The organism is Enterovibrio paralichthyis (assembly GCF_019209835.1).
Classification (GTDB): Bacteria; Pseudomonadota; Gammaproteobacteria; order Enterobacterales; family Vibrionaceae; genus Enterovibrio; species Enterovibrio paralichthyis.
Genome location: NZ_JAHUTS010000010.1, coordinates 97,237 through 114,736, shown reverse-complemented (window position 1 = coordinate 114,736; position 17,500 = coordinate 97,237). Strand labels below are relative to the sequence as shown.

Genomic DNA, 17,500 nt, shown 5'->3' with positions numbered 1-17,500 from the left:
ATAAAACAAGGAGTAGATAGCGTGGTCAATTCCGTTATCAAGCCTCGCGGCGTTCGAGCGAATAACCCGCTCAACATCGAGAGCAATGCGAATAACAACTGGGTGGGTAAAGTCTCGCCATCCGTTGATAAGCGTTTTGAAACCTTCCAAGCGCCGGAATATGGATTCCGAGCGGGGGCTATTTTGCTGCGTAATACCTATCAAGGTCGCTACGGCCTAGAGAGTATCCGTGAGCTTATCCATAAGTTTGCACCGAGCCATGAGAATGACTCGGACAATTACGCCAACTTCGTGGCCAAGCAATTGAACATGAGCCCAGATGCGCCAATTAACCTGCAAAGCGATGGCACGTTAGCGCGAATGATTCATGCCATGTCCATTATGGAAGTAGGCCGCCATTACACCCTAGAGCAAGCTCAGCAAGGGGTGCAAATGGCATGAACAAGCAAGACGTAAAGAAAATCATTGTTGTGGTGCTAGGGGCAATTATCAGTGCCTACGCGCTTAAGTTTCTCAAGGAGAACAAATTGCTATGAAGAAGTATCTAGAAAATCTTATCAAACAGCCGTCCACCTACAAAGGAGCGGCGCTCATTGCGGCGGGTGTCGCGGCGGCGTCAGGGCATCCTGAGCTGCTGACGGTCTCGGTAAGTGAGTCCGGTGCAAGTTACGGTGGTCTCATTGGTACGCTTGTACCGATGGCGCTTGGTCTATGGGAAACCCTACGTAACGAGAGTAAGTAATGGCGGAATACCAAACCCTAATAATAGCTGCGGTGAGCGCAATCTCTAGTGGTATTGGTGTTGGCGTAGCGATTAAAACCGACCTCAAGTGGATCCGTCGAACGATGGAAAAAATGGAAGAGCGGATTGTTCGTCTAGAAGAACGTCATTAAAAACGTCATTGTCTTCGTCATATGACGTTTGATTGTGTTAGCCCACTCTTTGAAGTGGGCTTTTTTGCGATTGTAGTAAGGAAGGCATACTGATTAATGATATGGGACACAGTTTGCATAAGGTTTGATTGTTCATATGCCTAGCTGTTTGATAAATAAGTGGTATTGTTGTCCGGTTAAAATTAGCCATTCACAAAGTGAGTTGAGTTAGGTGGGTGGAAGCTAGCTAATAAGCGTTAGCTATACGCCGCTGAATCAACAACGGCGCATATGGAGTTATTATTTTTCTGTAAGTTTCATATCTACAATTACTGGCAAGTGATCCGAAATTTCATACCACGCTTTACCAGAAACAGTTGCTGTTGGCTTTGGAATCTCAACATTCTCGATATCCCATTCTTGCGCTGTACTCGTCATAATGTAGTCAATTTTTCGATCTGGATTCCAAGCGGGGGCTGTAAGTTGAAGGTCTTTATCTGTTTCTTTGAACCATTGTTGTAACTCAAAGTATTCATTGGATTGTGTTGGTAGGTTTAAGTCGCCAATGACTACTGGAGTACCATGTTCAAAGTCCCAAGCTGAAAAGTTTCCATTTAGAGCGCGAACTTGGGCAAGTCTCAAGTCGGTGTCAGTATGGTCAAGGTGTGCTGTCACCGCAATGATAGGCGCAGGGTAGTTAGGTACATCAACTTCAACGGCACAAGCCACTCGTTGCTCTTTGTTGTCTTTATTTGGTAGTTGTACGGTCTTAATTGTTTTTACAGGGTATTTTGAAAGAATGGCATGTCCATATGAGCCACCATCAAACTCGATAGCCTGACAAAATGCGAAGTGCATGTTCAGTTCTTTAGCAAAGTATTCAGCTTGGTTTATTGGTTCTACACCTTTAGAACTGAAGTTTTTACCAGAGCGTCCTGTTTTGTTATCGACCTCTTGCAGTCCGATAATATCTGCATTTATTTCTTTTATAGCATCACGAATGGCCACAGTGTCACCCATTCGAGATGCCATAATGTTATATGAAGCAATGCGTATTGTTTCGGTTTGTACAGCTCCATCAACATTTAGTCTAGTTGCAGCAAAAGAAGTTGTGGAAAGAAGTATTGTTGTAGCAAGGAGGGTAAGTTTTTTCATAATAACTTTCTTTTTGTTGATAATTTAGTATGTAAAATAATAGTCTTTTATATGTTTTTCTATGCGTGTGGTCACAAAGTGTACAATTGACAGCTAACAATAAATTTGAGAGTGATTCCCAACGCTTGGCATTTTCAGTTCAGGGTTGGGTTTCGTGTTTATGGCGCAATGGTTTAGGTTTGGTGGTAGCGTTGTTCACCACTTAACGCGGCGTTATTAAACATAAGCAATTGAACTTAAAAGGTAGAATCTGCAATATTCAGTGGATTTATTAATAAGAGAATGATTGAATGTCTTACCGTAGTAAGAATCGTTTTAGACCAGTTATAGATAAAGTGATTGCCCATAAATTAGAATCTAAAGCGAAAGCAAATGCTTGTTAGCGTTAGAAAAACAAGGCTTTAACAGTGCGTCATATGATTACATTGTAAAGCCGCTTTGCGCAGAGTCGTCTAAACGCAGAAAGCAATATGAAGATTCGCTGAATCAGGAAAGTGCTGTGTGCTAACAAGAGACTAAGGCAGATTCGCAACGCTACGATATAGCCTATAAATCTTACCGTGTGGGCGTTTTGTGGTTGTGTTTTTTTGAAATTTGTTTTATTTCAGTTGTTTAGATTAATAAAAAAGGCTCATTGCTGAGCCTTTTTATGTAGATTGGAGGGGAATAGCTGAGTATAAACCTGCCAAAGTACATCCAAACTCCTATGTCCTGTGACTTGTGCTACTTCCTCAATTGAGTAGCCCTTTTCAAACAATCGGCTTGCTCCCTCTCTTCGCAAGTCGTGATACCTCAAATCTTCAATGCCTAGTTCGTTACGCACTCTTTGAAATCCTGCGCTCACGCTTCGCGGGTTGTAGGGAAATATGCGATCACCTTTCTTTGGTTGTCTAAGAGCAATATCAAAAGACTCCCCAAGCAAAGGAACAAGCATGTGGTTGCCGGTCTTTTTGCGCGGGTCTTTTCGGTCTCTTACCACCACTGTTTTGTTTTCTTGGTCGAGATCTTCCCATCGAATCGAGCAGACTTCACCAATGCGCATACAGGTAAGGATGCTGAACTCAAGAATATCGGTAAATGGGATTCGTGTTTTCCCATTCGGCCTAAAGGACTCCCTTTTCTCCAAACCTTCTTTCAATAATTTCAATTCTTCGGAAGTAGGGCGGCGAGTGCGCTTCTGGCTTTTACCGATTAAGCCCATATCAGTCAGAACGGGGACCGCTTCATCAAAAATCTGAAAGTTGGCAGCAATATTGAAAACAGGTTTGGCTTTCTTCATCACCGAACGTAGGTAAGCAATATCGTGATAGATGGTAGCGCCGCCAGCTCCCGCACCCTTGCGATTTTTGCAGTGCTGGATCAGGTCACTGGTTTTCAGTTCATTGCTCTCAACTTTTGCAATGTCACAATCTCTAAGTAACTTAATCACATAGCGCTTAGTTCGTCCGGTTCTGTTCCACAATTCGGGTTCGGCCATAAAAGAATCGAGGAGTACCGCAAGGGGGACTGACTTGGGCCTGTTCAGTACCCCTTCTGACTCCAGTTCAGCCACTCTGCGCATTCCATATGATTTAGCGAGTGCTTTCTTTTTTAGAGTTTTGCTTTCCCTGTGTATAATGCGCGAATCTTTTTTTACGACTACTGTTACCTTGAACCTAAGTTCACCGCTTTTTAGCTTTCGAGTTTCTATGCTGTAGCTTGCCATTTTGTCCTACTCCTTGAGGGGGACTATAGGGGGACTGGAAGAGGATTTTCCATCAGATTCTAGGTAATTCACTGTATATTTGTACAGTGTTGATTTGAGACTAAATCATGCAAAACACTGATAAAGCCAATAAATACGCCGCGAATCGTTTTTCTATAGCGCCCATGCTCGATTGGACTGACCGCCATTGCCGCTACTTCCACCGTATCCTTTCCAAGAATGCACTGCTGTACACCGAGATGGTGACGACCGGTGCGATCATTCACGGTAAAGGCGACTTTCTGGCTTATAACGAGGAAGAGCATCCGCTGGCGTTGCAACTGGGTGGTTCCAACCCGGTCGATCTGGCGCATTGTGCCAAGCTGGCGGTGGAACGTGGCTATGATGAAATCAACCTCAACGTAGGTTGTCCGTCTGACCGCGTTCAGAACGGCCGTTTTGGTGCCTGCCTGATGGGTGAAGCCGAACTGGTTGCCCATTGTGTTGCGGCCATGAAAGAGGTGGTGGACGTGCCGGTAACGGTGAAAACACGTATCGGTATCGACGATCAGGACAGCTACGACTTTCTGGTGGACTTCGTACGCACTGTCAGCGAAAAAGGCGGTTGCACCGATTTCACTATCCATGCCCGTAAAGCCTGGCTGTCTGGCCTGAGCCCGAAAGAAAACCGTGAAATTCCGCCACTGGATTACCCGCGCGTATATCAGCTGAAAAAAGACTTTCCGCACCTGACTATGGGGATTAACGGCGGCATCACCTCGCTGGATCAGTGCGAAGAACACCTGCAGTTCATGGATGGCGTGATGGTTGGCCGTGAAGCATACCAAAGCCCATACATGCTGGCGGAAGTTGACAGCCGCCTGTTTGGCAGCAATGCACCAATCATCAAGCGCAGCGATGCCGTAAAGGCGATGTTCCCTTACATTGAGGCGGAGCTAAGTAAAGGCACTTACCTGAACCACATCAGCCGTCACATGCTGGGTCTGTTCCAGAACATGCCGGGCGCACGCCAGTGGCGCCGCTACATCAGTGAAAATGCCCACAAACCGGGATCGGGCATTGAAGTGCTGGAAGCCGCGCTGGCGAAAATTCCAGAACATCTGGATGTGTAACCACACTGGTTAAAAAAGCCACTTTATGTGGTGTAAATTGCTAAATCTTTTAGAAGGCGTCACAGGCAGTTGTGACGCCTTTTTGCTATCTGTCTGATTATTTTGGTTTTTGTAAAGTTGGCCTGCTTCGTGCAGTGACGTCTACATCAATGGAACGTCACGTACCTTAGGAGGGTCAGATGATTGAGTTTCTGTTTCTGGTTGGTTTTACCATTGCGCTGTTGGCGACAGGTTTGAGCTTCATCGGCATCATCGCTGCAATGGCGGTAGGGTTTATCGTGATGGCACTGGCCGGTATGGTCGGCCTGATGTTTAAGTTGCTGCCATGGATTGTGTTGATTGCGGTGATTGTATGGCTGCTTAAAGGCCGGGATAAAACCGCACACCAGTGCCGTGACTATTGTTACAAACGCTCCCGCCGTTACCACAATGCGCGCCGGTACTGACCGGCGCCCGCCTTGCAGGGGCAGACAGCGTTATTGACCTATTCCGCATAAAAATCCGGCAGGATGTGCGGAATATTTGTCTTGGTTTTGCTATAGTGCTCGCAAACATAAACTCAAAAATGTAAGGCGGAGCCCTTTCAAATGAAAAAACTAAACCTTTCTCTTGCTGCGCTGGCAGTGGCAGGCGCATTTTCAATGCCGGCTCAGTCAGCAGTGCTTCTTGGGGCGAAAGTGGGCGCAGATGCGTGGTACGCGGATGCGAAAATCAACGACGTTCGTGCCGATGACGCAAGTGTTCAGCCATCTTACTACGCCGCTTTTGAACACTTCATCCCGCTGATCCCTAACGCGAAAGTGCGTTACACCGGCGTGGAATCTGCAAAGTTCAACACCGATTTCTCCCAGTATGACTTCATTGCGTACTACGAAATCCTGGACAATGACCTGCTGTCTTTCGACATCGGTCTGAACCTGCAAAACTTCACTGGCCGTTTTGATGGTCAGCAGTTTGACGAGTGGCAGCCAAACGTATACTCAGACGTGCGCCTGGGCATTCCTGCAACGCCAGTATCACTGTTCGGTAGCTTCAGCTTTGGTAGCTACGACGAAAACAACACCGTAGATGGTGAAGCAGGTATTCTGTTCACTGTGGGCCTGGTGGCTGCAGACCTGAACTTCAAAGCGGGCTACCGCATTCAGGACTACGATTTCAACTACTTCGCGACCAAGCAATCGTTCCAAAACGACGGTTTCTTCGGTGGTGTAGAGCTGAACTTCTAATCTCCCGGTTAGAAAGACAAAAACCGCGCTCCGGCGCGGTTTTTTTGTGCCTGCAATCTGGTGAAATCAGCCGCCTTTCTTTCCGGTTTCTTTGACGGGCTGGAAGCCAATTACTGCCAGTACCACGAAGGCAAAGGTACAACCCGCCACCACCAAAAGCGCATTGAGGTTGAGCTGTTGGTAGAGGGCAAAGCGGATCAGTTCGACCCCGAAGGTGAAGGGGTTAAAACGGCAAATGTCATACAGCCACAAACTGGCTTCCTGCATTTTCCACAGCGGATAGAGAGCGGAGGAGAGAAAGAACATCGGGAAGATGACAAAGTTCATCACCCCGGCGAAGTTTTCCAGCTGTTTGATGCGCGAAGCAATCACAATCCCGAGAGCACTCAGCATCAGGGCAACCAGGAAAAGGGCGGGGATCACCATCAGATACCCCATGGGGGAAAGCGGCCTGTCATACAGGGCGGCAATCACTAAAAATGCCCCCACCTGCAACACGCTCACCAGGGCGCTCGCGATCTGCTTGGACAGCAGCAGAAATGGCCGGGGAAGCGGGCTGGTCAGCAGCACCTTGATACTGCCCATCTCGCGGTCATACACAATCGACAGGGAGCTTTGCATGCCGTTGAACAGCAAAATCATGGCGCACAGGCCGGGCAGGATATATTCCTCGTAATTGATGTAGGTGCTGTAGGGCTCCATGATAGCGATGCCGAGCGCGGCGCGGAAACCGGCGGCAAACACCACCAGCCAGAGCAAAGGGCGCACCAGACTGGCCGCGAAACGTGCCCGCTGGGAAAAAAAGCGCAACCACTCGCGGTAGCAAATGCCGACAAAGGCGTACCAGTATTTCATGCACCACGCTCCGTGCCGTCATCGGCTGTCAGGGTAGCAAACACTTTGGCGAGGGTCGGGTGCTGGTGGAGCGTGCGTAACTCCTGAGCGGTATTGTGTGCCCGAAGCTTGCCTTTGTGGAGGATCACCACATCGTCTTTGTCGTCCACCTCTTCAATCAGGTGAGTGGCCCACAGCACGCAAAGCGGTTGCTGGTCGCAGAGCGAACGTACCGCGTCAGACAGCGAAGATCGCGCCTTGGGATCGAGGCCACTGGTCGGTTCGTCCAACAGCAAAATGGACGGTGCGTGCATCAATGAACGCACCAGCTCGGTACGGCGGCGGTGACCACCGTTAAGGCTGCGAACTTTGTCATTGAGCCTGTCCGTCAGGGAAAAATGTTCCAGCAATGGCGCGGCTTTCTTCAGGCTTTGCGCTTTGCTGAAACCGTGCAGCGCCCCGTAGTAACTGAGGTTTTGCCCCACGGTTAAGTCCAGATCCAAGGTATTTTGCTGGAACACCATGCCAAGCTTTGCCATGGTGTTCCGATCAGGCTTTTGACCCAAAAGATGAATTTCACCCTGTTGCACTGGGGTCAGCCGGGTCAGGAGTGAAAACAGGGTGCTTTTTCCGGCGCCGTTGGGGCCAAGTAACATATGCAGGCCGCGCCCAAGGGAGAATGAAACTCCATCCAACGCGCAGCGCGGGCCGTAGTGGTGAGTAAGAGCAGAAACATCAATCATGCGCCGGGATCACCGTCTCCTATTCAACCTGGCGTACCGCCACGCCCCAAGGGTAGCGGCCGACTTTCACCGTTTTGATCACCTCGCGGTTGGGCACATCAATGATGGAAACATCGCCGCTGACTCCGTTGGTGGCCAGCAGTCTGTCCTGCGCTTCATTAAATGCCATCTGCCACACGCGGCGGCCGACCAGCAGGTAATCTTCCACTTCCAAGGTGTCAGTATTGACCACAGCGACATGGTTTGCAGGCCCAAGTGCAACAAAAGCGGTTTTGCCGTCAGCGGTGATTTTTACGCCCACCGGCTGCACTTTGTCCTTGTGTACCCCTTTGGGGGCAAAGCCAATTTTCTTGATGATTTCCTTACTATCGGTATCAATCACCGACACGGTGCCGCCAATCTCTGCGCTGACCCAAAGCTGCTTGCCGTCCGGTGTGAAAGTGGCGTAGCGCGGGCGGGCATCCACCAGGGTGTTGTGCACCATCTGGTTGGTTTCGGTATCAATCCAGTGCGCCATGTTGGAGGTTTCTGACGTGATGATCGCCATTTTCCCGTCCGGGCTGACCGCCACGCCCTCAGGCTCAACCCCGACTTCTACCTGCGCCACCACACTGGTGGTTGGAATATCGACTACCGTCATCAGGGCATCATCTTCGTTTGCGATATAGAGGCGCTTGCCATCCGGGCTCAGGGCAAACAGTTCCGGATCTTCACCGGACGGCAGCTCACCGACAATGGTATTAGTGGCCAAATCCATCACTTGCACAGTGTCAGATTCACTGGCACAGATATAGAGCTGGGTACCGTCTTTGCTGAGCTCAATTCCCCGGGGACGATCCCCGACCTCAATGGTGTCCGTCACTTCCATGGTGTCCATGTCGATCACGCTGATGGTGTCATCCTTTTCATTGGCAACATAGGCCACTTCCTTGGCAATGGCAGGTGACGCGAGCAGCGCCGCAAGGGTCATGGCAAGCAAGGGTTTGGGAAAGTTCATGGTGATGTCCTTCTGTTAACTGTCAGGTTTCCAACAGGGTTCAAAACTGGCGGCACTCGCTTTGCGCTTCATCGACACCGAGGGAATCGAGTTCGTTGCGCGGATGCAAGAAACCATCAAACGGAGCACTGGCCACCAGCGCCTGGGCATCGAACAAGGGCACGGTTTGACGCAGTTGACCGTTCCATGGCCGGAAGGTGAGCTTGCGCCCTTTATAGGCCGCAAGCTGGAATTTATCGCTCATGATAAAAGGCAAAACCGTGTTCACATCACCACTGTTGAGTACAGTGACTGCCTCATTGACGGAACGTACTGCCACCCAAGCGGCGAAGTCTTTGGTTGTCATTGGGCGGTCGAATTTTTTGGTGAAGCGGTTTTGAAGCTGAACCGCACCCCACTGTTCAATCACATAGCTCCAGCCATCAGCACGCAGGCCATGAGTGCCAATAACAGGGCGGGGCAGCCAGGTGTTGTAGGGGAGGTGCTGGCCGAAAAGGTTGCTTTCATCAATCACCCATACCGCGTCGTAATCACTCGCCTGGGTGAAAAGGGGCAGCTCGGCGGAAGCGGTGCGGCGAAGGTCGGTATCAAAATTCCACACCTTCTCTTTGATTATTTTCTGGTTGAACTTCCTGAGTGATGATTTGGTCGCAGCGAGAAACTTGGCATCAGCATCGGTGATACCTGAAACCAGAAACACCTCCGTCAACCGACGGACACGAAGCCACTGGCCGAGGGCATCAGCGCGCATACCATAGCTCAGCGCAGTATGCAGGGTATTGGGCAGGCATACCGTGGTACGCCGAGCGTCATCCTGATTGCCGACATTGAAAATCAGGGCGTCGTCCGGCAATGCCTTTCGCAGGCCTTGTAGCAGCGGAGTGTCGAGGTCGGCGAGGAAAAAGCGCATGCCGGTGTCATACCATGCCTTGGCCGCAGCATTGATTGCCGCCGGGTCGTCACTGGTTTGGGTATGGATGCTGTACTTTTGGCCAAGAAATTTGCCAGTGCCATTAGCATCACTGACTGCAAGCTCTGCCCCTGATTCACCGTTATTTTCCGGTTCAGCCAGATACTCCGGCACCGCGGTGGTGGTTTCCACCGGCTGCCTTAACAGGCCAAATGCCACCTCTACGGCATAGGCTTTTACTGCGCCAGTCAGCATAAGCAAGACACTGATGATGGCGAGGTAATTCCCTGTTTTTCCGGTGCTTGATTCCCGTTTCTTCATTTACACAGCCCGCTTTTTAATCACGTTAATACTGTATGCGGCTGCCATGCTGTTTGCCAAAAGCAGGGACGAGACTTTGGCAAAATTCATCCCAAAGAATGAGGAATATCCCCGCTTTTGTACCATGTTCTCAACGCACTGCCGCTCCTACACTTTTTCCAGCACCGCAAATTAGGAGCCAGAGAAACATGGAAAAGGTTGAACGAAACATCTGCGTTATTACCGCTGTTGCACTGCTGGGCTTTTTCGGCACGCAAATGGCATTCGCCCACGGCAACGTCACCCCGCAATCTATCGATACGTCCACCATTCCCACCCTTGGCGAAGAGTGGTCAGACACCAATCCCTACCGTGAAGTGGAAGGGGAGGTGCGGGTGGAAGTCGAGCGCATCGGCGCCTCTGCCTACAACCAGAACTGTGCACGATGCCATGGCCTGGAAGGTATTTCCGGCGGCATCGCTCCGGATCTCAGAATGCTGGCGCCGGATTACGACGGTGACGAGTGGTACATCTACCGTGTCCAGAATGGCGCAGTGCGTAACGGTGCGGTTTACATGCCTAAAATGACCGAGCACCTCAACCAGGAAGCGCTGTGGGCTATCCGCACCTGGCTGGAATCCGTGGCACCGGAAAACGGCTAACAGGGAGGGCGGAAGATGCGAAAACTGATGGTCACCCTCTGTTTGATGCTGGTATTGAGCCTGTCACAGCCATTACAGGCGCTCTCCTACGATGACATCCAGGCGCGTGGGGAGATTGCCATTGCGGTGTATCGCGATTTTCCGCCCTATTCCTTTACCGATGAAAACGGCGAACCGGCCGGGATAGACATTGAGCTTGCCAAGGCATTGGCGCAGGGGCTCGGCGTTAAACTCGACCTTCGCTGGATGACACCGGACGAAACGGTCGATGACGACATGCGCAATTACCTCTGGAAAGGGATGAACCTCACCAGTGAAGACGGCCAGCGGGTCAAGGCTGATGTGATGCTGCGGGTACCTTACGACAGGGAGTTTGCGTTTAAGCGTGATGATTTGGGGCTGCCCGCCCATGAGTTAGTGCACATGTTCGCCCCTTACCAGCGCGAGCGCTGGGCTATGGCCTACGATGCTGCGCAGATGGACAAACCGCAAACCGCAGCCCGGTTTATGTATTACCCCGTCGGCGTGGAAGTCGACACCGTTCCCCAGTTTTATCTCACTACCGCCATGGGCGGTCGTTTCCGTGACAACACCCACACCTTCCCCAGCGTACCCGAGGCTTTCAGAGCCCTGCGAAGCGGCGATGTTGCCATGGTGATGGGCATGGCTTCCCAGCTTGAGTGGCTGCACCAAAAGCCAGGCGGGGAAGGGAAAAAAGCACCAACCGAACAACTGACCGAGCTGGCCTTTCCCCTGCTTGGCCGCAGCGACTGGGAGCTGGGAATGGCGGTACATGCCAACTACCGCCAGCTTGCCTATGCGCTGGAAGACATTGTGATGGAACACATCAACAACGGCGATTTTATCCGCTGGGGAGAGAAGTACGGGGTCGATTACCAGCTCCCGGAGCGCTTTCTCTCGGCGCAAACCGATCCAGAAATAATGACAGGAACACAGTAAACCCTACGTAAAACTTGGCGCCTGCCGTCGCCGGTGGGCAGAACAGCAACGACAGAACGTGCTTGCGAAAGCATGCGCCATCAAAGAGGTATCCTTATGACAACGAAGTCATTCAAACGCTGCGGTCTTTCAGCCGCGCTCTTGCTCGCAATGACGGCCACACCGTCTTTTGCGGGCGTCACGGACCAAGACATCCTCGCCGATCAGCAGACCACAGAGGATGTGGTGACTTACGGCATGGGACTTCGTGGTCAGCGCTACAGTCCACTGGAAATGGTGAACAAGGAAACGGTGGAAGAAATCCGTCCGGTCTGGGCCTTTTCTCTCGGTGGTGAGAAGCAGCGTGGTCAGGAAAGTCAGCCGTTGATCAAAGACGGTGTCATGTATGTGACCGGCTCTTACTCGCGCGTCTACGCGATTGACGCTAAAACCGGTGACGAGCTGTGGCAATACGACGCCCGTCTGCCTGATGGCATCATGCCTTGCTGTGACGTGATAAACCGCGGCGTGGCGCTGTATGACGATCTGGTTATCTTCGGTACCCTGGATGCCAAACTGGTGGCCTTGGATGCCAAAACCGGCAAGGTACGCTGGAAGAAAACCGTAGAAAACTATCAGGACGGTTACTCCATCACCGCCGCACCAATTGTGGTGAAAGGCAATGTGATCACCGGCGTCTCCGGTGGTGAATTCGGTATCGTCGGTAAAGTGCGTGCCTATGATGCCAAGACTGGCAAGCTGGTGTGGGAGCGTCCTACCGTGGAAGGCCACATGGGTTACGTGTGGAAAGACGGCAAGAAACTGGAGAACGGTATTTCCGGTGGTGCACCGGGTAAAACCTGGCCAGCGGATTTGTGGAAAAGTGGCGGCGCGGCGCCATGGCTCGGCGGTACTTATGATGCCGACACTGACCTTCTGTTCTTTGGTACCGGTAACCCCGCACCGTGGAACTCCCACATGCGTCCGGGCGACAACCTCTTTTCTTCCTCCCGTCTTGCGATTGACCCGGACGACGGCAAAATCGTCTGGAACTTCCAGACTACCCCGCACGATGGCTGGGATTTCGATGGTGTGAACGAGCTGATTTCGTTTGATTACACCGAAAACGGCAAACCGGTAAAAGCGGCGGCTACCGCTGACCGTAACGGTTTCTTCTACGTGCTTGACCGTACCAACGGCGACTTTATCCGCGGCTTCCCGTTCGTGGACAAAATTACCTGGGCAGAAGGGCTGGATGAGAACGGCCGTCCGAAATATATCGCCAGCAACCGTCCGGGTAATCCAGGTGATGCCAAGCAGGGTGAAACAGTGGTGGCAGCGCCATCTTTCCTCGGCGGTAAAAACTGGATGCCAATGGCTTACAGCCAGAAGACCGGTCTGTTCTATGTGCCTGCCAATGAGTGGCAAATGGATATCTGGAACGAACCGGTGGGCTATAAAAAAGGGGCGGCGTACCTCGGTGCAGGCTTTACCATCAAGGCGCTGAATGACGATTACATCGGCGTGCTGCGTGCTTACGATCCGAAGACCGGTGAGCGGGTATGGGAATACAAAAACTACGCGCCGCTGTGGGGCGGGGTGCTGACCACGGCGGGCGGTCTGGTCTTCACCGGTAACCCTGAAGGCTATCTGTTGGCGTTTGACGACAAAACCGGTGAGCTGCTTTACAAGTTCAATACTGGTTCCGGTATTGTCGGCAGCCCGGTCACCTGGGATATGGACGGCGAGCAATATATTTCTGTGCTCTCCGGCTGGGGTGGCGCAGTGCCACTGTGGGGTGGCGACGTGGCCAAACGGGTTAAAAGCTTCAACCAGGGCGGCATGGTCTGGACGTTCAAACTGCCTAAAAAAGGCTAACTCACAGTCTTTGCCCGAAACCTTTCAAAGCCGGACATTCGTCCGGCTTTTTTGTCTGCTTTTTCCGCCGTATTGCCACCAAATGGTGCAACGCTATGGTGCAAACTAATGCGTGTCGGTTTCAGCCGTGAGACGCCAATTTTCAGGGTGCCCACGCGATACTGGAGGCGGGTTTGTTGTCTGCCCAGACCGAGACTCCTCCCCGTCATCTCACTCCAAAGTATGAGATTTTGCCAACCAAGGGGCGATGGTGGGATCTGGGGGTGATTCCATACTCTATGTACAACGCCTGACAATGGTCTTTGGGGCCTTGTCAGGGACGACACAGGGAAATCACCAATACACAGGGGTGGACAATGATATACGCAAAACCAAATACCGACGGAGCTGTCGTTAACTTTAAGGCGCGTTATGCAAACTACATCGGTGGTGATTGGATTCCGCCAGTCAAAGGTCAGTATTTTACGGACACCTCGCCTTGCACAGGTGATCCCATCGCTGAGATCCCACGCTCAACAGCCGAAGACATCGAGCTGGCGCTGGACGCCGCCCACCAGGCAAAAGCAAGCTGGGGTGCAACTTCGGCCACTGAGCGCTCCAACATCCTGCTCAAGATTGCTGACCGCATCGAAGCCAACATTGAATATCTGGCGGTGGCGGAAACCTGGGAAAATGGTAAGGCTGTGCGTGAGACGCTCGCCGCTGATATTCCGCTTTGTGTCGATCACTTCCGTTACTTCGCCGGTGCGATTCGCGCGCAAGAGGGTTCTGCGGCTGAGATTGATGCCAATACCGTGGCCTACCACATTCATGAGCCACTCGGCGTAGTCGGCCAGATCATTCCATGGAACTTCCCGCTGTTGATGGCAGCATGGAAACTGGCGCCAGCACTGGCTGCGGGTAACTGTATTGTCCTGAAACCGGCTGAGCAGACACCGACCACCATCCTGCTGCTGGTGGAATTGATTGGTGATCTGCTTCCACCGGGCGTACTGAACGTGGTTAACGGTATGGGCCCTGAAGCGGGTCAGGCACTGGCAACCTCCAACCGTATCGCGAAAATCGCGTTTACCGGTTCAACAGCGATTGGTAACCATGTCCTGCGCTGCGCCGCTGACAACCTGATCCCATCTACTGTAGAGCTGGGCGGCAAGTCGCCAAACATCTACTTTGAAGATGTGATGGATCAAGAAGATGAGTACATCAGCAAAGCTATCGAAGGTTGTGTGCTGGCGTTCTTTAACCAAGGCGAGGTGTGTACCTGTCCGTCACGCCTGCTGGTTCAGGAAAGCATTTACGACGAGTTCATTGCCCGTGTGATTGAGCGCGCCAAGGCGATCAAACACGGCAACCCACTCGATACTGAAACCCAAGTGGGTGCACAGGCATCGAATGAACAATTCGAGAAAATTAAAGGCTACTTTGATATCGGCCGTGCAGAAGGTGCAGAAGTACTGTTGGGTGGTTCTGCGGCAGACTTCGGTGGCGGTTACTACATCCAGCCAACCATTTTCAAAGGTGAAAACCACATGCGCGTGTTCCAGGAAGAGATCTTCGGTCCTGTGGTCAGCGTGGTGACCTTTAAAGATGAAGCAGAAGCACTGGCGATTGCCAACGACACCGAATATGGCCTGGGTGCCGGTCTGTGGACGCGCGACATGAACCGTGCATACCGCATGGGACGTGCGATTGAAGCCGGCCGTGTATGGACCAACTGTTACCACCTCTACCCGGCGCACGCCGCGTTTGGTGGTTACAAGAAATCCGGTATTGGCCGTGAGAACCATAAGATGATGCTCAACCACTACCAGCAAACCAAAAACCTGCTGGTGAGCTACGACATCAACCCGTTGGGCTTCTTCTAAACCGTTTTATTGTTCGAGTCCTTGTCTGGTGGTCGACGGCAGCGCATCCTCCCGTGCTGCCCGAGGCCTTAATGCTGCGGGGTGTGATGCCCCGCTTTTTTCTGCCCTGGTTTTCCTGCCGGCAGAACATCAAAGCATAAGGATATTGAGGTTGATCATGCGTTGGCGTAGTGCCCTGATTTTGTGGCTGCTTCTCATGTTATTGCCTTTTTTTGTCATGGCATCGCCCTGGCTGGAAGTCAGTGAGGAAGCGGCGGCGCTGTTTCCCAGTGCCACCCGGATGAAAGCCTCCGATGATGCCTTGCCCGTCACCGAAATCTACCAACTCGACCAACCGCTCGGCTACCTGTTTGAAACCGATGATTTAACCGATTTTCCCGGTTTTTCCGGCCAGAGTATCAACCTGCGTATGGGGCTGGATGTGGACGGGCGGATAGTCGGCCTGATGCTGATCAATCACCATGAACCCATTTTCCTCCATGGCTTGGGCGAAGAACCGCTGGTTGATTTTATCAACCAGTACCGCGGGTTGTCGCTCAAGCAGCAGGTGCTGGTGGGGAGCAATCAGCAACATATCGTCAGTGACGATATTGTCTATTTTGACGGTGTCACCAAAGCCACTGTGTCTGTGATGGTGGTGCACGACACCATTCTCGCCGCCGCACGCAAAGTGGCGCAATCCCGCCTGTCAGGCTTTGGCTCTGTGACCAAAGCCAGGCTCGATATGGAAAGCTTCAGCGAAAAATCCTTACCCGAAATGGACGCCGATGGCCTGCTGTTTCACTGGGAAATGGATGAGGACGCTGCCGCGAGCGCCATGGGTGTGGCGACAGAGCGTCTTACCGCTGCCCGTAACCCCAGTGCATTCGAAGATGCCCCGTTTATTAACCTGAACCTCGCCATTCTCAACCCGCCATTGGTGGGAAAAAACCTGCTGGGCGAAGAGGAATACCGGCGCATTATGGACGCTCTTTCCCCGGGCGAGATTGCGGTACTCGTGGGTTCCCGCGGCGCGTACCACCATGTGGCGCAAGACTTTGTGGCCGGAACCACGCCTGCTCGCCTGACGCTCCGCCAGGAAGGGAGCCCGCTGCCACTTCGTGATGCGGACTTATATCATGCTCAGCCGCCAGTGTTTGCGCAGCCTGTTGTCCCGTTTGACCGCACCCATATTTTCACGTTTTCGGCGCAAAGCGGCTTCGACCCTGCCTTCCCGATCACCGTTGGCATGACCGTACAGCTGAAAAAGAACTTCCTGGAGTCTGAAAGCTTTTCAGTGCACACCGATTTTACCCTGCCTGACATGGTGCAAATCCCGGTCGCACCGCCGGAAAAACCGCGCCCGCTGTGGCTTAGGATTTGGGATGACCGGCTGGGCGAGGTGCTGGTGCTGGGTCTCTACCTTGTGCTGCTAACTGCCGTGTTTGTCTTCCAGCACCGTCTGGGACGTTTTGCCCGCTACTTGACGCCGGTGCGTCTGGTTTCCCTGAGTTTTGTCATCCTGTTTATCGGCTTTTATGCACAGGGACAGCTTTCTGTGGTCAATATTTACACCCTGCTGTTGTCGCTCTGGAACGGGTTTGATATCACCGTTTTCCTGCTCGATCCCATCCTGTTTGTGCTCTGGAGCTATGTGTTTGTCAGCCTGTTTTTGTGGGGGCGTGGACTTTACTGCGGTTGGCTGTGCCCGTTTGGTGCCCTGCAGGAACTGGTGGCGGCGGCAGCAGAAAAGCTGCGGATCCGCCAGTGGAAAGTGAGCGAATCCCTCCACGGCAGGCTGATTGGGCTGAAATACCTTGTGTTGGTGGGCTTGGTTGCGACGGCGTTTTACAGCCTGACGCTGGCGGAAACCCTGGCTGAAGTCGAGCCGTTTAAAACCGCGGTCACCCTGATGTTTGTGCGCAGCCTGCCGTTTGTGGTGTATGCGGCGCTGCTGCTGGCTATCAGCGCCAAAGTGCACAAGGCCTATTGCCGTTACCTTTGCCCGCTGGGAGCAGGGCTGGCGGTGCTGGGGCGTTTTCGGCTATTCAGCTGGCTGACCCGGCGCAGCGAATGTGGCAGCCCGTGCAGGCTGTGTGAAAAACACTGTGGCATCAACGCCATCCACAAAGATGGTGCCATTGACTACAACGAGTGCGTGCAGTGTCTGGCCTGTGTGGCGATTTTGCATGACACAGACCGCTGCGTGGCGGACAAATATGGCAAACGCCGCCGAAACAGCCGTCGTAGTGGCGAGGCGATCCCGGTGACCGTCTCACCGGCGGTAAACAAGATGCGGGATTAAGAAAGCTGCTAACTCAG

General features: G+C 52.3%; 17 protein-coding genes. 11 read left to right on the top strand and 6 right to left on the bottom strand.

All coding sequences use genetic code 11. The features are described from left to right. Positions 1 to 21: 21 nt before the first annotated feature. From KU854_RS13645 to KU854_RS13635, 3 genes are all read left to right on the top strand, one after another. Positions 22 to 441: a structural protein gene (locus tag KU854_RS13645; protein ID WP_255555558.1), complete on the top strand. Its 420-nt coding sequence runs from the start codon at positions 22 to 24 to the stop codon at positions 439 to 441. 91 nt (positions 442 to 532) lie between these two features. After that, complete coding sequence (locus tag KU854_RS13640) at positions 533 to 742, top strand: hypothetical protein (protein ID WP_218359052.1); 210 nt, start codon at positions 533 to 535, stop codon at positions 740 to 742. Further along, positions 742 to 894, top strand: a complete 153-nt coding sequence (locus KU854_RS13635; protein WP_005475908.1) for a hypothetical protein — start codon at positions 742 to 744, stop codon at positions 892 to 894. The genes KU854_RS13640 and KU854_RS13635 overlap by 1 nt, the downstream gene beginning before the upstream one ends. A gap of 279 nt (positions 895 to 1,173) precedes the next feature. On the opposite strand, the gene KU854_RS13630 is transcribed toward KU854_RS13635, so the two are convergent. Both KU854_RS13630 and KU854_RS13625 read right to left on the bottom strand, forming a co-directional pair. Beyond that, a complete protein-coding gene (locus KU854_RS13630; RefSeq protein ID WP_218359051.1) occupies positions 1,174 to 2,028 on the bottom strand; it encodes an endonuclease/exonuclease/phosphatase family protein in 855 nt (284 codons plus the stop codon). 631 nt (positions 2,029 to 2,659) lie between these two features. After that, the gene (locus KU854_RS13625) at positions 2,660 to 3,733 is read right to left on the bottom strand and encodes a site-specific integrase (protein WP_218359050.1); all 1,074 of its coding nucleotides are present in this window, start codon (positions 3,731 to 3,733) and stop codon (positions 2,660 to 2,662) included. Positions 3,734 to 3,840: 107 nt separating this feature from the next. Between KU854_RS13625 and dusA the strand changes: the two genes are divergently transcribed. From dusA to KU854_RS13610, 3 genes are all read left to right on the top strand, one after another. Further along, positions 3,841 to 4,845: a tRNA dihydrouridine(20/20a) synthase DusA gene (gene dusA / locus KU854_RS13620; RefSeq protein WP_218359049.1), complete on the top strand. Its 1,005-nt coding sequence runs from the start codon at positions 3,841 to 3,843 to the stop codon at positions 4,843 to 4,845. A 179-nt stretch (positions 4,846 to 5,024) separates the two neighbouring features. Beyond that, positions 5,025 to 5,291 (top strand): envelope stress response protein PspG, encoded by a 267-nt coding sequence (gene pspG / locus KU854_RS13615; protein ID WP_218359048.1) that lies wholly within the window; start codon positions 5,025 to 5,027, stop codon positions 5,289 to 5,291. 141 nt (positions 5,292 to 5,432) lie between these two features. Continuing rightward, positions 5,433 to 6,071: a TIGR04219 family outer membrane beta-barrel protein gene (locus tag KU854_RS13610; protein ID WP_218359047.1), complete on the top strand. Its 639-nt coding sequence runs from the start codon at positions 5,433 to 5,435 to the stop codon at positions 6,069 to 6,071. A gap of 66 nt (positions 6,072 to 6,137) precedes the next feature. Here KU854_RS13610 and KU854_RS13605 read toward each other — a convergent pair whose 3' ends face one another. Genes KU854_RS13605 through KU854_RS13590 form a run of 4 tightly spaced genes read right to left on the bottom strand, consistent with a single transcriptional unit; the run spans position 6,138 to position 9,876 of the window. Then, positions 6,138 to 6,926: an ABC transporter permease gene (locus tag KU854_RS13605; protein WP_218359046.1), complete on the bottom strand. Its 789-nt coding sequence runs from the start codon at positions 6,924 to 6,926 to the stop codon at positions 6,138 to 6,140. Next, positions 6,923 to 7,648, bottom strand: a complete 726-nt coding sequence (locus KU854_RS13600) for an ATP-binding cassette domain-containing protein (RefSeq protein ID WP_218359045.1) — start codon at positions 7,646 to 7,648, stop codon at positions 6,923 to 6,925. Before KU854_RS13600 ends, KU854_RS13605 begins: the two co-directional genes overlap by 4 nt. Before the next feature lie 19 nt (positions 7,649 to 7,667). Next, positions 7,668 to 8,645 (bottom strand): PQQ-dependent catabolism-associated beta-propeller protein, encoded by a 978-nt coding sequence (locus KU854_RS13595; protein ID WP_218359044.1) that lies wholly within the window; start codon positions 8,643 to 8,645, stop codon positions 7,668 to 7,670. Positions 8,646 to 8,685: 40 nt separating this feature from the next. Further along, positions 8,686 to 9,876 carry an ABC transporter substrate-binding protein gene (locus KU854_RS13590; protein ID WP_218359043.1) on the bottom strand — a complete coding sequence of 397 codons (1,191 nt, stop codon included), beginning with the start codon at positions 9,874 to 9,876 and terminating at the stop codon, positions 8,686 to 8,688. Between the two features lie 188 nt (positions 9,877 to 10,064). Here KU854_RS13590 and pedF point away from each other — a divergent pair, with 188 nt between their 5' ends. The 5 genes from pedF to KU854_RS13565 all read left to right on the top strand — a co-directional run bounded on the left by pedF (position 10,065) and on the right by KU854_RS13565 (position 17,483). Next, positions 10,065 to 10,517 (top strand): cytochrome c-550 PedF, encoded by a 453-nt coding sequence (pedF, locus tag KU854_RS13585; protein WP_218359042.1) that lies wholly within the window; start codon positions 10,065 to 10,067, stop codon positions 10,515 to 10,517. A 15-nt stretch (positions 10,518 to 10,532) separates the two neighbouring features. Beyond that, positions 10,533 to 11,477, top strand: coding sequence for a substrate-binding periplasmic protein (locus tag KU854_RS13580; RefSeq protein WP_218359041.1), 945 nt, complete (start codon positions 10,533 to 10,535; stop codon positions 11,475 to 11,477). A gap of 96 nt (positions 11,478 to 11,573) precedes the next feature. Further along, positions 11,574 to 13,334 (top strand): PQQ-dependent methanol/ethanol family dehydrogenase, encoded by a 1,761-nt coding sequence (locus KU854_RS13575; RefSeq protein ID WP_218359040.1) that lies wholly within the window; start codon positions 11,574 to 11,576, stop codon positions 13,332 to 13,334. Positions 13,335 to 13,690: 356 nt separating this feature from the next. After that, entirely contained in the window at positions 13,691 to 15,199 is a 1,509-nt protein-coding gene (exaC, locus tag KU854_RS13570; RefSeq protein ID WP_218359039.1) for an acetaldehyde dehydrogenase ExaC, read from the top strand. A gap of 157 nt (positions 15,200 to 15,356) precedes the next feature. Next, positions 15,357 to 17,483, top strand: a complete 2,127-nt coding sequence (locus KU854_RS13565; protein WP_218359038.1) for a 4Fe-4S binding protein — start codon at positions 15,357 to 15,359, stop codon at positions 17,481 to 17,483. The last annotated feature ends 17 nt before the right edge of the window (positions 17,484 to 17,500 follow it).